Below are 21,515 nucleotides of genomic sequence, written 5' to 3'. Positions count from 1 at the left end.
TTATTGACCTAAAGTTCCTGGCATTTTTACCAGTGGTTCAGCTAAAGCTTCCAATTTATTTTTCAAGTCAACTTGTTTGGACTGCTCCATTTTACTAAAGTCACTCCAAGTTGTCCCTACAGGAGACAATGTATTCATTGTATCAATTACAGCGGTAAGACTCTTACTGATTTTTTCATCCAACGCAGGATCTTTTTTCTTTAACTCGCTTTTCACAAGATCATAGATCTTTTGAGCGCCTTCCACATTCGCGCGAATGACTGGAATCGAGGCACCGCTCCAACGCTCTTCTTCACCTGTAATTTTCTTCGTTTGAGCTTCTTCCATTAGCTCGCCAACACCCGTTACAAAATCTGTTGCCTCAATGCTCGTAGCAGCTATGCTTTGTTGCATTTTCTTCCCGTCTTCCAACAAACGTGCTGAGAATGGCTCAGCGGCTTTAACTGTTTTTTTCACAAAAAGGAGGTGCTCTATCCGGTGATATCCAGTGAATTCAGCATCGTTCTCATCTTTAAAATCATCGACACGAGCATCCATGACGCCATCAAGATCTTTAAATCTTTCAATGATAGGCTCTATTCTCTCATATGGTGAACGCGATTGTACATAGGCTTCTTGTGCCTTTTTCAAGTCACCGCTTTTCACAGCCGCATCTAGCTGCTCAAGCAGTGTAACCATTTGTTTTCCTTGCTCTTGCACATATAAATTATATGCTTTCGTTGCTTCTTGCAATTCTTTAGAACCCGAAATAGCCGCTTCATTCACTGCGCCTTTGTTTTCGTTAAGAGAAGTGCTCAGCTCCGTTACAGCAACTTTGAGACCATCGTTAAGCTGGCTAATAAGTTCATTGTCAAGCTTCTCTTGTTTTAGTCCTGCTTCTAATGGTGTTAGAAATTTTTCAACCTTCACATATAACTCTGGATATTTGAGCTTCACTTCGTCCTCAAAGCTTGCCCACTCTTCTTCTAGCGTCGAAGATTGCTTCTTAGGCTCATTTACTTTCTTTTGATCCAGTTGCCCCTTCAATCCATCAATTGTTTTGATAAATGCGGCTGCACCTTCTTTAGCTGGTACTTTTGTAACATTTGGTGTTGGGCTTGCTACCGGTGTTGTCGTAGTAGTAGCTCCTGGCGTTGCGGCTTTACCGCACCCTGTCACGACGAGTGTTAGAGCTGCTGCTAAAATAATAAATTGTTGACGTTTATTCATTGAATGATTCCCCCAATTTTTGTTATGTTAATTCACTTTTTTCATGGATACTGCGGCTTTATTAAATTGAACGGTTTTACGGCGATCCCAGAGGACCGCGAATAGTGCGCAGACGAGTAGAATAAATTGCGGAACTGCACTTTCAATTGTCGGGTACAATGCGATGGCATCCCAGCTAGGTAACCATGAGGCTGTCGTTGCTGGCAGATAACCGGCTAATTGCAAACCATGCACGCCCATACCCGCAAATTTGAAACAAAGATAGAAAACAAAAAAGCTAGATACTAAGAAAAAAGGACGCATAGGAATCCGTAAACCGACTTTAAGGATAAGAAAAGCGACAATGATAAGTGTTACAACACCAATGGCAATTCCACCAAGCAGGGATTGGAGCGAAATGGAAGATGCCATACCAATCATGAATAGCACTGTCTCCGTCCCCTCTCTAAAAACTGCGAGAAAGGCTAGCACGCTTAGCGAGACTAAGCTTCCCGTCGCCAGTGCTTTCACGCTCTGGTCCCGTATGTACTTCTGCCAGTTGGAAACACTAGATTTACTATGCAGCCAATAGCTCATGTAGGCTAGCATCACAGCGGCGAAAATACCTGTACAACCAGCAATCAAGAAATTGTTATTGCCAAAAGCACTCGTGGAGAAAAGTTGCTGAACGACGATTCCAAGAGCCATACTAACTAAAAGGCCGCCGCCAACGCCATACCAAATCCATTTTTTCTTGTTTCCATGACCCGATTTATTTAGGAACCCTAGTAAGGCAATAATGACTAATAACGCTTCTAGTCCTTCACGGAGTATAATCGTTGTCGCATCCAGCATCGTATAACTTGTTTTGCCAGCAAGCGGAGTAAGATCCTTATGCATTCGTTCGACTGTAGCAGCAGCCTCCGACTTCTTAACCGGGTCTGCCGACAACTGGGCATAGGCGGTTACCATGTCCCTCTCCATTGAGGCATAAACGGCGGATGACTGCGTGAGTACGATGCTTTCGATATCAAGCCATGAACTCCGTAAAGTTTGAACGTTAGCCTTTGCACCTTCCACGTCATTTTGCTTTAATTGATCGGATGTCTTCTCAAGCAAGGTAACTAAGGAGCTGATCGTCACTTTACCACTGCTTTTTGCAACCTGACCAAATGCGTCCATGTTCCCATCAATGAAGCTTTGGTTGAGCTTACTGAGTTCTTTCAGTGTAGCTGTAAGTTTACTTTGGTCAATTGGCTGTTTCAAGGTTGCAAAGGATACCTCTCCCATTGCTCCTTCAATCTTCTGGTAAGCAGCCAACGACTTTCCTTTAATTCCATCCTCAAAGCTCAGCCACGAAGCTTGGAACGTATCGAACAATTGGGAAGCTATCTCGAGCTTTCCACTTTCTGCCGCTTGAATCGCTTGCTCAATACCGGCATTTGCCTTCTTCATATCCTCCTCTGCCGTTGCCCCAACTGCCAAGGGGAAAGAGAGCAGCAAGAGTAATGCAATCCAACTTAAAATGAGAACTCTCCGCATAAATCACCAATCCATCCTATATGAAAATGAAACACAGCCTAAACTTTTTATTACTGATAATCATTATCAACGATAATCACTCTGTCTATTTTACTCACTTGAGCCAATCTGTCAATTGTTTTTATAAAAGAAAAAAGCCACCCAACAATTCCTGTTAGATAGCTCCTAAATATTTACTTCATTTTCAAATCTTCTGGGCGTATTGACATCAATTCGGCCTTAGATGGTACGTTCACATGCTGGCTTAGCAGTCTTACTGCTTGATGGCGCATAGACTTTTCAAGAATGTTGCGAACATATCGCGCATTACTGAACGCCCTCCACGTTGCAGCCTTCTCTTCCGTCAGATGCTGTTTTAATTTCACGATCGTTTGGGGGAGCAGCATATATTCCCTTTCTTTGGCCATCAGCTCTGTAATTTGAATCAGTTGATCGATATGATAATCTTCAAAATCTACTTGAATCGGAAACCGAGAAGGCAAACCTGGATTGGTGGACAAAAATTGTTCCATTTCATCGCTATAACCAGCCAGTATTAAGATAAAATCATTTTTCTTATCTTCCATCCCTTTTACGAGCGCATCGATGGATTCCTTACCGAAATCTTTATCGCCGCCCCTCGCTAAGCTATATGCCTCATCAATAAACAGAATGCCTCCCATTGCCTTTTTCATAAGCTCACGCGTTTTGAGAGCGGTGTGGCCAATATACTCCCCGACAAGATCTGCTCGTTCTACCTCAATAAAATGACCCTTGCTAAGTACACCCATGGCATGAAACATGCGCCCCATCAATCGAGCTACCGTCGTTTTGCCCGTTCCCGGACTCCCTTTAAAAATCATATGATACACATGGGCATTACTTATTAAACCCGCCTCAGCACGAAACTGAGAGATTTGAAGCAGCGCATAAATTTCATGCACTAATTCTTTTACATTATCAAGGCCAACCATTTGATTCAGCTCTTTAAAAATGTCAGATAAGGGGCCTTCGTGTGGCGTCCGCTTTCCCGTCAATTGTGGCTCTGCATCGGCCAGTGGCGAGGCGTGGTGCTCTGGTTGCCGCAATACGATGTTGATTTGTCTCGATGGCAAGCTTCGACCACTCATGAGGATCACCTCGTTTACTTGTTGGTTGTTATCAATCCATCCTACGCGCATAGCCTACAATTTAGACCGACCTACGGGCTTTGCTAAGCTGAGGTTATCTGGTTCATTTTAATCAAGAACCAATAATTAAAAAAATCCCCACCTAAAAAAAGGCGGGGGGTCCATCTTATTATGGTTGTAAACCAGCGTTAATAGCAGCCCAGAAATTAGCATCCTCATGACCTAACGCATAAACGGACACGCCCGCTATGCCATAAGTGATCGTGTAGTGCGTCTTTTCTTTAATGCTAGTGGCATCCTCGTACCAAACTTCATGCTTAGAACCATCAGCAGCTTTATAAGTAAATTTCATAGAACCGCTAGCTGTATCGCGGACAGGTGTCGCCTTCGTCTTGGCTAACAGTGCGGCAACATCCTTCCAGTTCAACCAACCGCTTTGATCGGCGTTCGTTAAATTCCAATCGTTTCCATACTCCGGAATGCCCATAATAACCTTGTTTGCAGGCACATGAGCGACCGCGTACGCAAGCGATGATTCTATCCATGGTTTACTGGACACGGAACCCGGATCGCTCCACGTGCCGTGCTCATCATAGGTCATAACCTGTATATAGTCAGCATATTGACCAAGCTTATCGTAATCAGTTACATAAGACCAAGAATCGTTTGGATCATCAACGGATTTGGCAGGAACAGAGACCATTGTTTTATAACCCGCTGCTTTCATTTTAGCGGCAACATCCTTAACAAAACTTGTATAAGCATCTCGATCGCTGCTCAAAAAGCCTTCGAAATCAACATTGATCCCTTTGTAATTATTGTTTTTAACGAGGTTAAACATATTATTGATCAATTTCGCTCGGTACGTTGTGTTCGTCAGCACCTTATGCGCGATATTCGGATCCCAGTCCGTTGCACCGTAATTAGATACAAGTGCATAGGTCGTTAGATTATTCGAGTTAGCGTAGGAAACAGCTTGCGTCGGAATATCCCCGACAAGGTTCCCTTTGGCATCCGTATTAAACGTATCCGTCGAAACCTGATTAAATGACGCATGAAATTTCTTCAAGGAGTTGTAAGAATCCGTATCAGGTGTATAGTACGCCAAAACGATCGGTGCAGTCTTAGCTTGAATAGCTACACTTGGCAGCAGCGCACACAAAGCAACGGTAAGCACACTCATTTTCCAAACGAATGTCTTCTTCATAAATTGCCTCCCTTATGGACCTATTTTTTTGTCATACAACTTTATTGCCCTGTATAGATGCTCAATCTGAAAGTCAAATCAACGAACTCATAAGTCTCACCTCCTAATATAATATAAACGTTTATACTATAAATGCGAGATTATGATTAAATCAGCATTTTTAGCTCGTAAATTAACACAAATCCTACCACGATTTTTTTATTCTTTACGCTTTGAAAGCGAAGTGTGAAGCAGGCTAGCGTTTGAATCACCGCAATAGCCGACATTCCCAGCTCTTCTCCCTGCTTCAGCAAAATCTGCCGCGCGATTCACAACCTCCTTCGAAATCCCTATAGCATATTCGAATCCAGCGCACTAAAAGGTTCCCCGCGAGGGTTTATTCAAGTGCAATTCGTTCCCCACAGAATGGAGACAACACCATAGGGTCTAGTAGTTCCAGCGCGACGTGCTATGATCGTATCGCAAACCCTGCTTGACCGATTCCAGGCAAATTATCTGCTGCATCCGTGTTCATCGCATTCGTCTTCGTTGCCCCTACGTCCAGACCCAAATATACGCCCAAATTGGTTCGGCTTCCGTTATCTATTTTTTCTAATCCTTCTCTTTACATACAGCTGTAGATTCTCTAATCAGCAGCTCTGGCTTCAAGCAGACCGATTTACTTCGTTTCGCCGATCCATCGATTAAGCCTAAAAGAATTCGCACAGCCTCACGTCCTAATTGCTCCATCGGCTGCCTAACGGTAGTCAATCGCGGGTTAATCGATTGAGCAAAATACTGATCGTCAAAGCCGACAACAGAGACATCATCTGGAATACGGAAGCCCTCATCGCGAAAAGCATCCATCGCGCCTAAAGCGAGTCCGTCCTCACCTGCAAAAACAGCCGTAGGTCGCAGTCCATTATGTAACCAGGTTTTAACCGTATTAAATCCATCGCGAATTTCAAACTCTGCTTTCGAAATGACAAGCGGAGCTATCCCTGCCTCTTTCATCGCTTGTTCGAAGCCTTTGCGTCGCTCCCTTGCACTGAGGAAAAAATCCGGACCGCTTATATGAGCGATTTTCGTATGCCCGAGATCCAGCAAGTGCCTCGTTGCTTCATAACCACCGATGTAGTTATCCACATTAATTGTTACCGCCTTGGTATCTTCGATGTGATTATCAATGATGACGAAAGGAATTTTTTTGCTTTTCAACTCTAACACATAATCTTTTTCCGCAAGAGTCGATAGCAAAATAATGCCATCTACGCGATCTTCTTGGAACAAAAAGTAGTTCTGAGAGTTGTTATCCATCTGCCTCGGGGATACAATAGATAGGGCCAAAAAATAGCCTTTTTCCTCTAAGCTTTCGTTAACCGCATGAATAATGCCATCAAAAACTGTATCGCCTAAGGTTTGCAGGGTTATACCAATTAATCCGGTCGATCCCCGTGCTAATGAACGGGCTGCCGAACTAGGCGTGTAGCCAAGATCTTTCATCGCTTGAAGCACCTTCTGTCGGTTATGCTCACGAACAGTTGGCGAATTATTCAAGACTCTGGATACGGTTACCAGAGATACGCCTGATTTTTCAACTACATCTAAAATACTCACTTTTTTCATTTTTTTAATCTCCCGAATTTGATTATGATCGTATTCGGTTTCATTATAGCAGATTCCTATTTTTTCATATATTTCTCATTTACTTCTTTAAGTAAAGCGTTCACTTTCTTTTCTACAATCGGGCCGATTTCTGCGGCATTGCCTTTGTCACTATCTAATGGATCCATCTCGTTCGTAACCAAATTAAGAATGTGCGAGTAATCCGAAATTAAATGATTGTAGGACTCTGTTCCATGTTTTAATCCGCCTTCAACAACTGTTTTCAAATCCTTTGGATCAATGGCAGGAGCATACATGTTATAATACTTTTCTGCTGCTTGTTCATTCGAAGGTGGTGTGCCTCCACTGAGCTCAATCGCCTTCTCTTGAACATCTTTTTTCAACTGATATTTAATCCATTCGTAAGCTTCTTTCGGATGTTTCGAGTCTTTAAGAATAAGAAGCGGATCAATATAGAGAACATCCCTTGCTTTATCGTTCGCTCCGGCTGGAACAGCCGCTACGCCAACTTTGAAGCTGTAATCCTTCACTGAAGTTAAAATCCATGCACCTGCAACGGACATGCCGATTTTCCCCGTAGCGAACGGCTCTCCACCTTGCCCTGCTACAGCTTTTCTAAATTCTTTAGAAGGCATAACTTTATCTTTGAATACCATATCTTGCAAACGTTGGTTTGCCTTCACCGCTTCAGGTGAGCCGAAATACGAGGCCGTCGGATGACCGCCATTAGACCAAGTGTCATCTGAATACACTTTCGCTCCAAAGTAAATCAACCTCATATCATTTTCAGACCAACCCCAGTCGATTCCAAATTCCGCGGTTTGCGGATCATCGCTCGGTTTGGACAACTTCTTGGCCACCTCCATCATCTTATCAAAGGTCCAAGATTTATCTTCGAAATCAGCAGGAGGATAAGGAATTCCCGCTTTATCGAACATATCCTTGTTATACAGCATTAACGAGGTGTAGCTATAGACAGGGATACCATAATTTTTACCGTCGACTTTATAGATATTGAGTACATCGTCCGACATGCCATAATCGGCAGCCTTAAAGTTATCCGCTTTTATTAAATCTGTCATATCACGGAGCATGCCTTTGTCCATAAACTCGATAAAGCCCATTTCGCCCCAATGGGACGTCACGTCTGGAGCTGTACCTGCAGCAACGAGGGATTGCAGCTTCGAATCGAATTCTGCATACGGAGCTTTCATTATTTTCACTTTGATATTCGGATGCGTTGCTTCAAAATCGGGAATCAGCTTGTCGATGTAAACCTTTTCAGGAACATCGGGAATAAATTGGGTGATCGTCACAATGTCCTTGCTATTCGCATTCCCTGTGTTATTCGAGCTTTTGGAGTCCGAACAGGCTGTAAGCATGGATCCCGCAGTAATCATCATCACTAATGAACCTAGTGCTAAATTTTTTCTTTTCATCGCTTGACCTCCTCAATTTTTGTTAAACAACGACGACAATGCCCTATTTAACGCCCGTCATCGAAATACTCTGAACGAAGTATTTTTGCGCAAACGCAAATAACAGCACAATGGGAATCACCGCTAATATCGCAGCGATCATAACCAAATTCCAAGGCATTAGGCGAGTCGCCGATGAATACATGGACGTCATGCCTATGGTTAGCGTGAATTTCTCTGTGGAACTGAGGTAGAGCACTTGGCCGAGTAAGTCATTCCAGCTCCCAATGAACGAAAAGATTGCGACCGTCGAAAGGGCAGGTCCTGATAAGGGGAATGCGATATTCCACCACTGACGAAATTCCGAACATCCATCGATTCTTGCTGCATCAAAAAGCTCATTCGAGAGTGAAGTGAAAAATTGACGGATTAAAAAAATCATATAAGCGGAACCGAAAAATGCGGGAACCGTTATCGGTAGAAATGAGTCCATCCAATTAAGCTGCTTGAAAAGTATAAATTGTGGAATCATCAGCACGGGGTAAGGCAGCATCATCGTGCTCAGTAAAAAAATAAACAAAAGCTGCTTTCCTTTGGCCTGATAACGCGCGAAACCATAAGCTACAAAGGAGGACGATATCACAGTCCCGATAACGGAAACGATTGCGATAAAGATACTATTGCGATACCAGCGACCATACTCGTAAGTCTGGAATAACTTTTTTATATTGGCGAATTCGATATGCTCTGGGATAATTTTTGGAGGAAACTTCAGTACCTCTGCCTGCGATTTGAAACCCGTTGAGAACATATTGATGGAGGGAAATACCATAATCACCGTTAGAATGATGAGCAGGATAAAAACGAAAATATCGATCGATGAATAAGTAAGCGCTTTCTTATTTTTCGGACTTGTTGAACCTTGGCTCATACACCATCCCCCCCTTCATAATGCACATATCTCTTGGAGAACTTCATAACCAAGTAGGTCATCACCATCACAAGGATTAATAACACCCAGGCTAACGCTGATGCGTATCCCATTTTGAAGAATTTAAAGCCGTTTTGCCACAAATAAAACACATAAAACTGTGTCGCGTAATGCGGGCCTCCCTTTGTCATAACAAAGGCTTGCGTAAACACTTGAAACGAATCATTAATGCCCATAATTAATTGGAATAAAATAATTGGAGAAATGGCAGGCAGCGTAATGCTGCGCAGCATTTGCCAGCGACTAGCGCCTTCTAGTTTTGCCGCTTCATACAAATAAGTCGGTACCCCCTGAAGTGCCGCTAAGAAGATGATCATTCCTGCGCCTGCCCCCCACATCGTCATGATAACCATAGCCGCAAGCGCCCATTGCTCACTCTCTAGCCAACTAGGACCTTGAATGCCGATGAGCCCCAGCATGTAGTTCATCATCCCTGTTTGTGAATTAAACACCCACAGCCACAGGAGTGACATGGCAACACCGGATATCATGCTTGGAAAGTACAACGCCGTTCGAAAAAACCGTTTAAACGGAATTTTCCGATTCACTAGCACCGCGAAAAATAAGGATAGAACAAGTTGAAGCGGCACACTACATACAGTGAAAATTAACGTTGCTTTAACGCCTCGCCAAAACAATTCATCGTGAAACATCTTCGTGTAATTCTGCAGCCCGACCCACTTCGGCGGGTGTATAATGTCATATTCCGTAAAACTAAAATATAACGAAGACAGGATGGGATACAGCATAAACACGAGAGCCCCGATAAGCCACGGGAAGATGAAAAAGTAAAAATATCGAGCTTCGCGTGAAACCATCTTCGTTTCACCTCCCTTTATGCAGTTTAAAGTATAAACGTTTATACTTTATGAAGATAATATTAAGTTGGATCACCGCCCTTGTCAATCGCTTTTTTTCAATATATTTCATCTTTTGTTTCCATGCACAAAAAAGAGAGAACAGGCTCCTAACTCCTGCTCTCCCTTTTCATGTAAACGGTTACTCGATATCGATCATCTTCCTTGTCATTCCACCGTCACTTCGATTGCCGCTATTCGTGTCACTTCTTGCGCTTTCCCGGGAAATCGAGCACGTCATTTACACATAAGATTGGGTTAATGTAAAATGTTCAACCACTGGAAATGGATCGTAGAAGTGGTGCAGCAGCTTACGCCATTGTTGGTACTCCTCAGAGCCGCGGAATCCAACTGTATGATCCTCTATGGTTTCCCAACGAACAAGCAGCAAATATTTATTCTCATCCTCCATGCAGGTTTGAAGCTCGTGTGAGATGTAACCTTTCATGGACGAAATAAGGGTTGATGCTTGCCTAAACGCAGCTTCGAATTGTTCCTTTTTCCTCGGAATGACGGGTAAAACAGCTACCTCTAAAATCATGAATTATCCTCCTTAACTCGGCTCATGGTTCTTAGTAAACACGTCACTTAATAACCAAAGGCATCCTCATCTTGAAAATGTGAGGTATCTGCATGTAGAACGATTTGTGGTGAGCCTTCTCTCCACTCCACCAAGCTTAAGCAAGTAGGATGAAAATAAGGCGGATGCCATAGCTCTTCAAGCGGGCGCTGTTCAAAATGGGCCATGATGACCTTTAAAGTAACCGTATGAGAAATGAGGGCAATTGTTTGCCCGACGTTCTCAGCCAATAACTGGTTAAGTGCTGGTAATACTCTAGCCTGCAAGTCTTCAAAAGACTCCCCGGCTAAAGGCTTGTACCGATGCGGCTCGTTCCAGAATGCATGAAAGTTAACTTGATCCTCTTGTTTAATTGCCTCTGCAATACGCCCTTCCCATTCGCCCAAATTCATTTCCCGCCAATGATCAGACGATTGAATCTGCAGCTCTCTTCGACCTTTGATGATATTGGCTGTTTGCAAAGTACGGCCGCTGCTGCTGGTATGAATAACATCAAACTGCACCTCGTCCAGCGCCTCAGCAAGCCAATAAGCCTGCATGCTTCCTAGCTGCGATAACGGTGAGTCGGCATGCCCTTGCATCCTGTGCTCCACATTCCATTCTGTTTCCCCATGTCGGATCAAATACAACTTCGTCATTCCCGATCTCCCTCGCTTGAACGTTAAGTTAACATCAGCAATGCAATAAATAAATCCAGTTCAATAGAACCGAAGTACTTGCGAAGCTCGACTTCAGCTAACCTTTCACGAATTACCGAAGACTCATACCTGGCTCCCACGAGAATGTCTTCTAGCTCTTTCACATCATAAGCTCCAAAAAAGTCACCATAGATCTTCACGTTCCGAATGCAGCCTTCTTCAATGTCAAGCCTCACATCCAACGTTCCTACCCCTTCGAAACGCTTGGAATTTTGCACGGTGCTTTTCGGCGATCTCCCGTAGTTCCAGTCCCAATTCTGATAACGTTCCTTCGACAACGCATGAATAGATTCCCAATCATCAGTGGTTAGCTTGTAGTGAGGAACTAACGATTCCTCCGTGCCAAAAATAGACTCAAGCAGCTTTTTCCTGAATGTCTCGATCGTGATCGGCTCCTGTAGAAATTCAGCTATGTTCGCAACTCTACTACGAATAGATTTGATTCCTTTAGACTGAATTTTATCAGGGTTTACTTTTAGGGCCGATACAACACTTTCAATTTCCGAATCAAAAAGCAAGGTACCATGAGAAAACATTCTTCCTTTTGTTGCAAATTGAGCATTCCCCGAAATTTTCCGCTCACCTACTTGAATATCGTTACGACCGGATAAGGCCGCTTCAACACCTAATTGACGAAGTGCCTCGACAACGGGCTGTGTGAACTTTTTGAAGTTGTGAAAGGAATTACCATCATCTTTGGTAATGAAACTAAAATTCAGATTCCCTAGATCGTGATAGACAGCTCCTCCGCCAGAAAGACGACGTACTACATGCAGATCATGTTCTTTGACATATTCAGGATTGATCTCCTCAATTGTGTTCTGATTTTTGCCAATAATAATCGAGGGCTCATTCATATAAAAAAGCAAATAGCTCTCCTCTGTTGGCAGGTTCCTCAGCGCGTACTCTTCAATCGCAAGATTGATTCTTGGGTCTGTGATACGTTCATTATGAATAAATAGCATGATTCTGCTCTCCTTAATTGTTAAGTTGATAGAGGGATTGTCATCGTACGGTTCAATGTAGACATACCTACAGAGTAATAAAAGGCCTTAGCACGATCGTTAAACTCCCACACATTTAATTCTAGCGAAGCTGCCCCTCGTTCTTTCGCCCATTTCAAGGAAGCTGTATACAATTGCTTACCAATTCCTTGACGTTGATGCGTTGGCGCAACTGCCAATTCATTGAGATATGCGTAGGTGCGCGGCACAAGCGCTTCGTAATTAGGGCTCAGCTTCAGTTCTACCATTGCCACGCCTACCACTATAGCATCGAATTCCGCCACAAAAATCACTTTGTTCTTTTGATCCGAAAAACTGCGGTACCATCCCATGGCAATAACGCGGTCCAATGCAGCGAAAATGTGAGGAAGCATAGCAGCATGCTCTTCTTGTCCGTATCGAATAATTTCATTAACGGCATCGTAGTCCTCAGCACTTGCTGTACGTATCAAGAATACCATGAAATGACCTCCTGTAAGCTCGTCTTAACCAAGTTCCACTGCTCATAGCTTACATCAATAGAGAAATTTTTTCCACTTCATTACGTTGTATTTTTATACATTTTTATGTATATTTATTGTGTTCTAAGTATTTAAATTCGAAAGGTTTGATCGATTATGAGCGAAACTCAAAATCAATTTGTGACGATGGATCTCATCGCTGCACGTACCTGGGTAGCCGAAACTACGAGTAACATCGGCCATTGGATGCTCCGCTCTTCACAAGGCTTGACCAAAAGAGCCAACAGTGTGCTCGCGATTGGCGCATATCCAGACGATGCCGATTGGCTGCATAAATCCGAGCAATTCTACAGAGAACGCAGCTTACCTGCCTTATTTCACGTTAGCATGGCTTCGCCCCATGGTCTGGATGAGCTTCTGGCTCATAACGGCTACGAGTTGAACACTCCCTGCTTCTTTATGACGGCTAACAGCCAGGATGTGAAAGAAAATGTATCAAACGTCTTGCCGAAGAAAAAGCCATCACCACTTGAAATCCAGTGGTCAGAGCAGGCAGATGCCGATTGGCTTGGAGCTTACCTGCGGCTAGAGCAGTACCCTAGTTCACGTAAAGCGTTCTATGCCGGATTATTTGCGCGTATGGCCAGCCCCAAAGGGTTCGTTCAACTGAAGCATGATGGACAAGCCGTTGCTGTCGGAACAGCAATTGTCGAGGCTGACTGGTCGGGTTTTGTGAATATTGTTGTCAGTGAAGGCTATCGGGGACAAGGAATCGGTTATGTACTGATGGGGGCATTAACGGAATGGAGCATGGTGCATGGAGCTTCTAAACAATATTTACAAGTAATTGCCGATAATGAACCCGCCTTGGCCTTATATCGTAAACTGGGCTACTCAGAGCTGTATTTGTATCACTACCGAATTAAGAATGATTTGTAGCTTCTTGCCACATCCTAACAGGGAAACCTGAGAAGATGAAAGGAGCATCGTTCCAAATGGCGACAGCAACAGATACGAAACCGACTTTCCCTGCGCAGCATCAGGATCAGCAGCCAGGTATTGAGGCACAGATGAATCCGCGGCCGGAGTTTGATCACGCAGCGTACAAAGCAGCGGGCAAATTAAAGGGTAAGGTGGCAATCATCACAGGAGGAGACAGCGGTATTGGCAGAGCGATTGCCATTGCTTATGCCAAAGAAGGTGCAGATGTCGTTCTCGTGTACTTAAACGAGCATGGCGATGCGGAAGAAACACAACGCCACGTCGAAGAGGTTGGGCGCAAATGTCTGCATGTGGCGGGCGATATTGGTGATGAGGGCTTTTGTACACAAATTATCGAGCAGGCCGTCAAACAGTTCGGGAAAATTGATATCTTGGTCAACAACGCGGCTGAGCAGCATCCTCAGGCCAGCATAGAACATATCACGACCGAGCAACTAGAGCGCACGTTTCGAACAAATCTATTCTCCTTATTCTATTTAACGAAAGCCGCGCTTCCCCATTTGAAGCCGGGCAGCACCATTATTAATACTGCTTCTATCACTGCTTACCACGGGCATGAGCAGTTACTAGATTACTCCTCCACCAAAGGCGCCATCGTTTCTTTTACCCGCTCCCTCTCTCTGCAGCTGAACCCACGAGGCATTCGCGTAAACGGTGTAGCGCCAGGCCCCATATGGACGCCCCTCATCCCCTCCACCTTTACAGCCGAAGAGGTGGCAGTTTTCGGGGCCGACACGCCAATGAAGCGAGCTGGACAGCCTAGTGAGCTGGCGCCTAGCTATGTGTTCCTCGCCTCAGAGGATTCTTCCTACATGGCGGGTCAGATCCTTCACGTGAACGGAGGAACGATCATAAATGGCTAAAAGAAAGGGCTGCACTGGCTAGTGGAATTCATCCACTTCTCCGTGCAGCCCTTTCTTATAGTCCGACTTTCAGCAACAGCTTCGTCCACTCCCACTTCGTGTAAGCGAGTGTTTCTCGCGCTTCATGATAAGGCATAAACAGTACGTCCGACTTCGTAGACGAAACAAGTGGCTGCTCCAGCCCAATCGTCTCTGCGATGTTTAACGAACGTGAGCTATGGAATTCATGCGTCATTATGATCGAGCTAACAAGCCCCTGCTCGTCCATAATTTGCTTACTAAACAATAAATTTTCATAGGTACTCGTAGCCTTAGGCTCCAACAATATGCTGCCTGGAGGAATACCTTTTTTGACTAAATAATTACGCATTCCCTCTGCTTCCGTTAACTTAGATCCATTATGATCCAGTCCCCCGGAAACGATAAGTCGCTGAAACTTGCCTTGATTATACAACTTAATGGCTAGATCAAGACGTTCCTGCAGTCCCGGGCTTGGAAGATCTTTCCGTAATGATGCCCCAAGTACAATTCCTACATCTACTTGTCCGGGTAATGCCATCTGCGGGGCTCGCTGAACCTTCCACTGAATGAATACGATCCAACCCGCAAAGAGTAGGAATAGGATCAAGAGACATTGTACTAAACGTCGCAAGTTCACCAGCAATCGCCTAGTTTTCCCAGCGCGTTTACGGCTTTTGGGCAAACGAGAAAGCTGCCGCTGACTTCGATTATTCTCCGTTTTCATGGTCATTTCACTATTATTCCCTCTCAAGAAATGTGCCCACATGATCAAATAAAGCAGCCGCGTCTTCGCTATGACAAATCAGATGCTTTGACTTGGGATACCAACATAACTCTCGGTGTCCACCTAGCTTACTGTATATGTATCGCGCACTTTGGGGATGGATGACCTGATCTCTCTCCGCTTGTGCTACAAGCGTAGGTACTGTGACTCTGCTAAGCTCCGGTTTCAAATGCTTTACCAACCGCGTAAACTGCCAGGTCGCACGCAGCGGCGTTGACTTGGCTTTTTGCAAATAGTCTTGATCCTGATGCTTCCAATCCTCCCGAATAACGTGAAGAAGACGTGAGGGACTGATATAGATGACTGCTGTATTGAGCAACACGAGTCTACGTACAGGATAACGTACGGCTAAGTAGGCCGCTAGAAGTCCTCCCATTGAGAAACCAACCAAATCGAATGAACCGTGCTGCATCGTCATTCGCTCTGCGTGCCGTTCGGCGGATAGGACCCAATCTTCCCATCGGGAAGCTTTTAGTTCTTCAAAATCCTCTCCATGCCATGGAAGCCGTGGCACCTCGCATCTTTGTCCTCGTTCTAGCAAATACTGCGCCAACGGCTCGACCTCAAAGGGACCGCCAGTAAAGCCATGGAACAATAAGCAAGGCTGTTTCATTTAGCAATCCCCCAGGTCAGTCTCTTCCAGCAGTGAGCAGCGGAAAACACTTATTTTTCTTTAATTGTAATTGAATTAATCGTTACTTTCTCCTTTGGCATACTTGGGGAGGAGTCCCCGCCATTAGGATTCAACTGAACGGGTGTATCCGCAATTTTCGCAATTGTTGCCATTCCCTCATCTGTCACTTTTCCGAAAATGGAATAGTTCGGCATTTTATTCAAATTAGCGCAATCCGCTCCCGAACAAATGAAAAATTGACTCCCGTTCGTATTTTTCCCAGAATTCGCCATAGCAACAATACCTGGCTCGTACTTATGAGAAGTCTTGAGCTCATCTTCAAATTTATAGCCAGGTCCGCCCATGCCTGTTCCCTGCGGGTCACCTGTTTGAATCATGAACGTCTTAATGATGCGGTGAAACGTCACATTATTATAAAAGCCCTCTTTAGATAAAAACACAAAGTTATTCACTGTCTTCGGAGCCTCATCAGCAAAAAGATCAATCGTGAATGTACCTTTGGAAGTTGTTACCTCCGCTTGATACGATTTTTTGGGATCAATGGTCATATCTGGTGCCTTCGTCCACTGTTTTGGTGCGATAGGTGTAGCAGAAGCCGCAGGTGCAGCCGAGGTCACAGCACCATTTTTCGGAGCAGCCGTACCACCAGCCGATTCTGTTGGTTTGTTTCCACAAGCGGACACAAGTACAGTCAATGCGATTAAAGTAAGGGGAAGCAGTTTCATAGGTTTAAAGTTCATTGTCGTTCATCCTCCATAGCAGCTATTTGCTCTTTTATTGTTGTGGGTTTGGGATTGCAACTTTTCCACCATCTTGATTGCTCTCTTGCTTCTTCGGGTCCGTTGCCCCATCCACCGGCTTATTGGATGGAGATGGGCTTGGAGTTGGACTTGGATTAGGATTTGCAACAGTTCCTGTAGTTCCTTTGCCATCGTTCACATTCCCGTTATGACTGGGGGATGGATTCGCTCCCGAAGATGGTGTAGGTGACGGCGATGGCGAGAGATGATCTTTACCATTGCCAGGCGATGACGACGGTACAGCTGAACCCGACGGTGTAGGTGACGGTGAAACCTTCGAAGGATCGAGCAGCGCTTCGTCCTTAGGAATTTCGACAGTGACAACGTTTGATTTTGCACCTTCAATGTTCGTTTCCGTATTCAATGGAGTCACATAGTATTGGTAAGTTTCACCACTACTTACGCTTGAATCATTAACCTCTGCATTCGGCAGGGATGTCAGCAGCTTGGCGTCAGTTTCCTTTGAACTCTTACGGTACAATTGATAGGCGACTTTATTACCCAAAGATGTCCATGTCAATTTAACCGATTTCATCTCAGGCACATAAGCAGCCGCCAGATCTGAAATACCACTTGGCGGCTCCGTCAAATCCGGTACGTTGTCCGGCTTAACGAAGTTCGTAACCGGCTTACCATCGAGCGCCTTCGACATGACCTCTTTGAAAATAGAAGATGGGCTTCCACTTCCGATTGTCACATAGTGTTTAGCATCGACTTTGTCGAAGCCTTCCCATACAGCGGCTGTCCATTCAGGCGTATAGCCAACAAACCAGACATCGCGGTCATACTTCTCAAGTCCTTTAATATCAAGTCCTGTAGTTCCCGTTTTACCTGCAACAGGCCGATTAAACTTTGCTTTCGTCCCTGTACCGCCAGGTTCAACTACGCCCTGAAGCATCAACGTCATATAGTAAGCGGTTTTGGGTGAAATGGCTTGCTTCTTTTCCGCTTTATATGCTTTAATTTCTTTCCCTTGTGAATCGGTAATGCGAAGAATTGCATGTGTTTTGTTTTGCGCGCCTTGATTGGCGAAAGCGGTATAGGCAGTCGCCATATCCAGCGGTGAAACCCCATCGGTTAGACCACCCAACGCAATAGCCAGATTGACGTCTTTTTGAGCGTTCAATTGAATGCCCAGATTTTTTGCGAAAACAAGCGCAGCCTTTGGCTTTATCTGATCAAGCAGCCATACAGGAGCTAAGTTATACGATTTTTTTACCGCTTCGAACATGGTCACCTGACCATGTGTTGTACGGTCATAGTTGCGTGGCGAATACGTCCCATTACCAAAAGTAGTCTGTGTATCATCCATGATCGAATACGGGGTATACTTCCCACTTTCAATCGCAGGGCCATACGCAGCAATGGGCTTGAACGAGGAACCTGGCTGCCTTTTGGAATACACACGACTGAAACCTTTCGTTTGATAATCCCTACCACCAATCATTGCTACTAAACCGCCCGTTTTATTATCGATGATGACCATTGAGCTTTGAATCTTCTGACCGTCCGCTGCATCTTTTTGGAAAAAGCTTGGATTCGCATAGGTCTGCTCCATAATTTTCTGCGCCTTTGGATTCATCGTCGTATAAATACGGTAACCTTTGGTAAGGAGCTCATCTTCATCGATATTATACATATCTTCTGCTTCGCTCGTTACATAATCAACAAATGTCGCATATTCTTTAGTTGCTTGACTAGAAGGAGGCGCTACGTAATCAACGGCAGCGGCTTCGGCTCGCTCAGCTTCCGTAATGTAACCTTGGTCCGTCATCAAGCGAAGTACAACACCTCTGCGCTCCTTGGATAAATCAGGGTTTTTCAAAGGTGAATATTTCGTTGGCGCTTTAGGCAGGGCAGCCAGCGTAGCCATCTCCCAAAGCTTCAAGTCATTAAGATCTGACTTCCCGAAATATACTTTGGCTGCCGCTTTAATGCCATAGGCATTGCTTCCAAAGAAAATCCGATTTAAATATCTTTCCAATATTTGATCTTTGGTAAACCTTTCATCCAGCGCAAAAGCAATTGCCATTTCCGTACCTTTGCGGAATGCCGTTTTCTCAGAGCTTAGAAACACGTTCTTGGCAAGCTGCTGCGTGATCGTACTACCGCCTTCAACAGCGCTCATATGCATCACGTCTTTCACCAAGGCTCGCCCAATCGCCCAGAAATCAACGCCTGCATGTTCTTCGAAACGGCGATCTTCGGTAGCAATAAACGCTTTTTGTAAGCTCTTCGGAATATCCTTGATTGTAACGCTTTCCCTATTCTCACCTTTATATATTTTGGCTATTTCTGTAGCCGGCTTATCTTTGCCATCCTTATCCTTGCCTTCTTCTTGCGCATAAATAAGTGTTGATTCCGCTGATGTATTAATTTTGTCGAGATTCTGATCCAATAGCTTAAAGCCACTCATGATAACCACAATATAAATCGCCAATGCACAGATGATGGCCAAAATACCCGCTATAATCGAACCCATAATGAATTTACGAAAACTAAATCGCTTCTTCTTTGAACCCTTTTTGCCGTCTTCCGGCTGCTTCGTATTGGTTGGTTTCGCCAAATCCACCGACTCCTTGTTGTTCATTCTCTATGTCTCTAATGTCTTACCAACAAAAGAACAACCTCATGAAGTAAGGTTGCTCCCATCGTTTCTATTCGGTTAGACGCTCTGACAAAATAAAAAGTTGCAAAACATCTGCTGCGAACTATTCAGATGCTTCTGCGGCAGCCATTAAAGAAACTGATCTTTGTGGCGTAAATGTAGAAATGGCATGTTTATATACCATTTGTTGACGACCTTCACTATCAATAATGATCGTAAAGTTGTCAAACGCACGAATAAGCCCTCTGATTTGAAACCCATTAGTCAAATACACAGTTACGGGAATGCTTTCTTTACGAAGTTGGTTTAGAAAATTGTCTTGGATATTAATGGATTTGTTCATCAGTTGGTCCCCCTTAATGGAATGAAACATTCGCCATACGGCGCTATTTTCGATGGTTATGGTTGTTGATTATATTCAATTTTATGTACAAACTTTCCTACTATTATATCATTAATTAATTGGAAATGGGCAGAAAAATTTGCTGTTTCCGTAACATCCACCCAATAAATGTCTTTCATATGTCGAAACCACGATAACTGACGTTTAGCAAATCGGCGGGTGTCGCGCTTCAGCAGGGTCACAGCTTCCTCAAGAGAGAGCTCGCCATCCAAATAACGGACAATTTCTTTGTAGCCCAGAGCCTGCATAGAAATCGCCTGTTTGGGACAGCCAGCGTCCAGGATCTTTTGCACCTCTTGGATAAGACCCTCGTTCATCATCTCATCGATACGCTCCTCGATTCGTTTATAGAGGAGAGCCCGATCCATCGTTAAACCAATGATACATAGTTCGTAAGGCGATTCCTTTTTCTGGGCGGCTAAGTGTGCCGAAAACGTCTGCCCTGACACATGTGCGACCTCTAGCGCACGAATGACGCGTCTGCGATCGTTCGCATGAAGCCGATCCGCACTTTCTGGATCAATGTCGCGCAGTCTTAGATGCAGCGCTTCGTCCCCATTCGCTAAGGCATAGGCTTCCTGCTCTTGGCGGAACGCTTCATCCATTCCTACGTCTGTGAACTGATAGTTATAACAGACGGACTCGATATAGAGTCCCGTTCCTCCAACAATAAAAGGAAGCTTTCCACGCGCATGAATATCCGTTATTAAGCTCTTTACTCGCTCCTGGAATTCAGCGGCCGAAAACGGGTATGCGGGATCGTGAATATCAATCAAATGATGCGGGACGAGCCGCTGCTCGGCCTCGCTAGCCTTGGCTGTGCCGATGTCCATACCGCGATACACTTGCATGGAATCGCCTGAAATAATTTCACACCCAAAACGCTGGGCAAGTTCCAAACTAAGCTTTGTTTTCCCAACTGCTGTGGGACCGAGAAGCACGAGTAATTTCGGCTTGTCCATAGGGGCTAACACAGTCGAATCACTCCATAAGTTGTTTTCGTCGTTGAACGCAGGACGTGCTCAAATCCGAGACGGGCGAATTCCTTGCTATCCCTGTGCTCTTTGAGCACAATGCTCTTTCGCGCAACACGTCTTGCTTGTGCGATGGCTTCCAAGCTAATCGCTTGATCATTCGCATTTTGCCTGAGCGGCGTTATTGCTTGAGATTCCTCAATCGGGCTTCGGAACATCGGATCAAAATAGACGATATCTACGCTTCGCTCACCTAATTGCTGCAAATATGCTGCATGATCCGTCTTCTCCACCGTTATTCGTCTCATAGCCTCATTAAGTTCAGGAAGCTCCGACTTGTAGCTCCCCAGACCTTCCCGAATGAGCATAGCTGGAATCTTCTCACTTTCTAGTGCAATAACGCGGCCTGCGGTGCCTACTGCGTAAGAAAATATAATCGCATCGGACGCAAGTCCAGCTGTACAATCGATGATCATATCGCCTTCTGCTGCGCCTGATGCCTCTAGCAGCAGATCAGATTCGCCTCTGAGCAAGCGTTTCATGCGCACAAGTGCCATACTAGGATGGAAAAAGTGTACAGGCTTATCTTCTTCATAGTACCTGATCTCTTCCTTCGTCACAAGCAGAAGCGAGTCATCTGAATAAGTTGTTCTAATCTGATCCAAAGAATTTTTCCGTCGCGGAACTGCTCGGCCTTCGTAAGAGGCGGCTAAACGCCTGACTTTGTCCAGCAACTCGGGCGACGGATTATAAGAAGTTGTCACTA

At 44.7% G+C, this 21,515-nt stretch carries 22 protein-coding genes; 2 read left to right on the top strand and 20 right to left on the bottom strand.

Translation table 11 applies throughout. The annotated features are described in order from the left end of the window. The 13 genes from GK047_RS10565 to GK047_RS10510 form a co-directional block, all read right to left on the bottom strand. On the bottom strand, nucleotides 1-1,209 hold the full coding sequence (locus tag GK047_RS10565; protein ID WP_163945507.1) for an EfeM/EfeO family lipoprotein: 1,209 nt from the start codon (nucleotides 1,207-1,209) through the stop codon (nucleotides 1-3). Nucleotides 1,210-1,236: 27 nt separating this feature from the next. After that, nucleotides 1,237-2,730, bottom strand: coding sequence for an FTR1 family iron permease (locus GK047_RS10560; RefSeq protein ID WP_163945503.1), 1,494 nt, complete (start codon nucleotides 2,728-2,730; stop codon nucleotides 1,237-1,239). Between the two features lie 173 nt (nucleotides 2,731-2,903). Then, a complete protein-coding gene (locus GK047_RS10555) occupies nucleotides 2,904-3,839 on the bottom strand; it encodes an AAA family ATPase (RefSeq protein ID WP_163945501.1) in 936 nt (311 codons plus the stop codon). Between the two features lie 169 nt (nucleotides 3,840-4,008). After that, entirely contained in the window at nucleotides 4,009-5,046 is a 1,038-nt protein-coding gene (locus GK047_RS10550; protein WP_163945498.1) for a glycosyl hydrolase family 18 protein, read from the bottom strand. Between the two features lie 146 nt (nucleotides 5,047-5,192). After that, nucleotides 5,193-5,339: a hypothetical protein gene (locus tag GK047_RS29205; protein WP_205516703.1), complete on the bottom strand. Its 147-nt coding sequence runs from the start codon at nucleotides 5,337-5,339 to the stop codon at nucleotides 5,193-5,195. A gap of 298 nt (nucleotides 5,340-5,637) precedes the next feature. Continuing rightward, nucleotides 5,638-6,651, bottom strand: a complete 1,014-nt coding sequence (locus GK047_RS10545) for a LacI family DNA-binding transcriptional regulator (RefSeq protein ID WP_163945495.1) — start codon at nucleotides 6,649-6,651, stop codon at nucleotides 5,638-5,640. A 56-nt stretch (nucleotides 6,652-6,707) separates the two neighbouring features. Beyond that, entirely contained in the window at nucleotides 6,708-8,090 is a 1,383-nt protein-coding gene (locus tag GK047_RS10540; RefSeq protein WP_163945492.1) for an ABC transporter substrate-binding protein, read from the bottom strand. 43 nt (nucleotides 8,091-8,133) lie between these two features. Next, nucleotides 8,134-9,000: a carbohydrate ABC transporter permease gene (locus GK047_RS10535; protein WP_163945488.1), complete on the bottom strand. Its 867-nt coding sequence runs from the start codon at nucleotides 8,998-9,000 to the stop codon at nucleotides 8,134-8,136. Continuing rightward, entirely contained in the window at nucleotides 8,997-9,878 is an 882-nt protein-coding gene (locus GK047_RS10530; protein WP_163945484.1) for a carbohydrate ABC transporter permease, read from the bottom strand. Before GK047_RS10530 ends, GK047_RS10535 begins: the two co-directional genes overlap by 4 nt. Before the next feature lie 280 nt (nucleotides 9,879-10,158). Further along, nucleotides 10,159-10,458: an antibiotic biosynthesis monooxygenase family protein gene (locus tag GK047_RS10525; protein WP_163945481.1), complete on the bottom strand. Its 300-nt coding sequence runs from the start codon at nucleotides 10,456-10,458 to the stop codon at nucleotides 10,159-10,161. Nucleotides 10,459-10,505: 47 nt separating this feature from the next. Beyond that, entirely contained in the window at nucleotides 10,506-11,135 is a 630-nt protein-coding gene (locus GK047_RS10520; RefSeq protein WP_163945477.1) for a histidine phosphatase family protein, read from the bottom strand. Nucleotides 11,136-11,158: 23 nt separating this feature from the next. Continuing rightward, nucleotides 11,159-12,160, bottom strand: coding sequence for a lipoate--protein ligase (lplA, locus tag GK047_RS10515; RefSeq protein WP_163945474.1), 1,002 nt, complete (start codon nucleotides 12,158-12,160; stop codon nucleotides 11,159-11,161). A 20-nt stretch (nucleotides 12,161-12,180) separates the two neighbouring features. Beyond that, nucleotides 12,181-12,660, bottom strand: coding sequence for a GNAT family N-acetyltransferase (locus tag GK047_RS10510; RefSeq protein WP_163945471.1), 480 nt, complete (start codon nucleotides 12,658-12,660; stop codon nucleotides 12,181-12,183). Between the two features lie 156 nt (nucleotides 12,661-12,816). Between GK047_RS10510 and GK047_RS10505 the strand changes: the two genes are divergently transcribed. Both GK047_RS10505 and GK047_RS10500 read left to right on the top strand, forming a co-directional pair. Then, nucleotides 12,817-13,599, top strand: coding sequence for a GNAT family N-acetyltransferase (locus GK047_RS10505; RefSeq protein ID WP_163945468.1), 783 nt, complete (start codon nucleotides 12,817-12,819; stop codon nucleotides 13,597-13,599). 56 nt (nucleotides 13,600-13,655) lie between these two features. Beyond that, complete coding sequence (locus GK047_RS10500; RefSeq protein WP_163945465.1) at nucleotides 13,656-14,525, top strand: SDR family oxidoreductase; 870 nt, start codon at nucleotides 13,656-13,658, stop codon at nucleotides 14,523-14,525. 55 nt (nucleotides 14,526-14,580) lie between these two features. Here GK047_RS10500 and GK047_RS10495 read toward each other — a convergent pair whose 3' ends face one another. The 7 genes from GK047_RS10495 to GK047_RS10465 all read right to left on the bottom strand — a co-directional run bounded on the left by GK047_RS10495 (nucleotide 14,581) and on the right by GK047_RS10465 (nucleotide 21,513). Next, entirely contained in the window at nucleotides 14,581-15,270 is a 690-nt protein-coding gene (locus tag GK047_RS10495; RefSeq protein ID WP_163945462.1) for a YdcF family protein, read from the bottom strand. 13 nt (nucleotides 15,271-15,283) lie between these two features. After that, a complete protein-coding gene (locus tag GK047_RS10490) occupies nucleotides 15,284-15,943 on the bottom strand; it encodes an alpha/beta hydrolase (protein ID WP_163945460.1) in 660 nt (219 codons plus the stop codon). Nucleotides 15,944-15,993: 50 nt separating this feature from the next. Continuing rightward, nucleotides 15,994-16,704, bottom strand: coding sequence for a peptidylprolyl isomerase (locus GK047_RS10485; protein ID WP_240343897.1), 711 nt, complete (start codon nucleotides 16,702-16,704; stop codon nucleotides 15,994-15,996). A 34-nt stretch (nucleotides 16,705-16,738) separates the two neighbouring features. Continuing rightward, the gene (locus GK047_RS10480) at nucleotides 16,739-19,354 is read right to left on the bottom strand and encodes a PBP1A family penicillin-binding protein (protein WP_163945456.1); all 2,616 of its coding nucleotides are present in this window, start codon (nucleotides 19,352-19,354) and stop codon (nucleotides 16,739-16,741) included. 121 nt (nucleotides 19,355-19,475) lie between these two features. Beyond that, entirely contained in the window at nucleotides 19,476-19,715 is a 240-nt protein-coding gene (hfq, locus tag GK047_RS10475; RefSeq protein ID WP_163945453.1) for an RNA chaperone Hfq, read from the bottom strand. 56 nt (nucleotides 19,716-19,771) lie between these two features. Beyond that, complete coding sequence (miaA, locus tag GK047_RS10470) at nucleotides 19,772-20,737, bottom strand: tRNA (adenosine(37)-N6)-dimethylallyltransferase MiaA (protein ID WP_163945450.1); 966 nt, start codon at nucleotides 20,735-20,737, stop codon at nucleotides 19,772-19,774. A gap of 5 nt (nucleotides 20,738-20,742) precedes the next feature. Beyond that, nucleotides 20,743-21,513: a class I SAM-dependent methyltransferase gene (locus GK047_RS10465; protein ID WP_346010320.1), complete on the bottom strand. Its 771-nt coding sequence runs from the start codon at nucleotides 21,511-21,513 to the stop codon at nucleotides 20,743-20,745. Nucleotides 21,514-21,515: the final 2 nt, after the last annotated feature.

This window comes from Paenibacillus sp. SYP-B3998 (genome assembly GCF_010820665.1).
In the GTDB taxonomy this organism is placed as follows: Bacteria; Bacillota; Bacilli; order Paenibacillales; family NBRC-103111; genus Paenibacillus_E.
The sequence above is the reverse complement of the archived record's forward strand: the minus strand, read 5'-3'. Positions and strand labels throughout refer to the sequence as shown.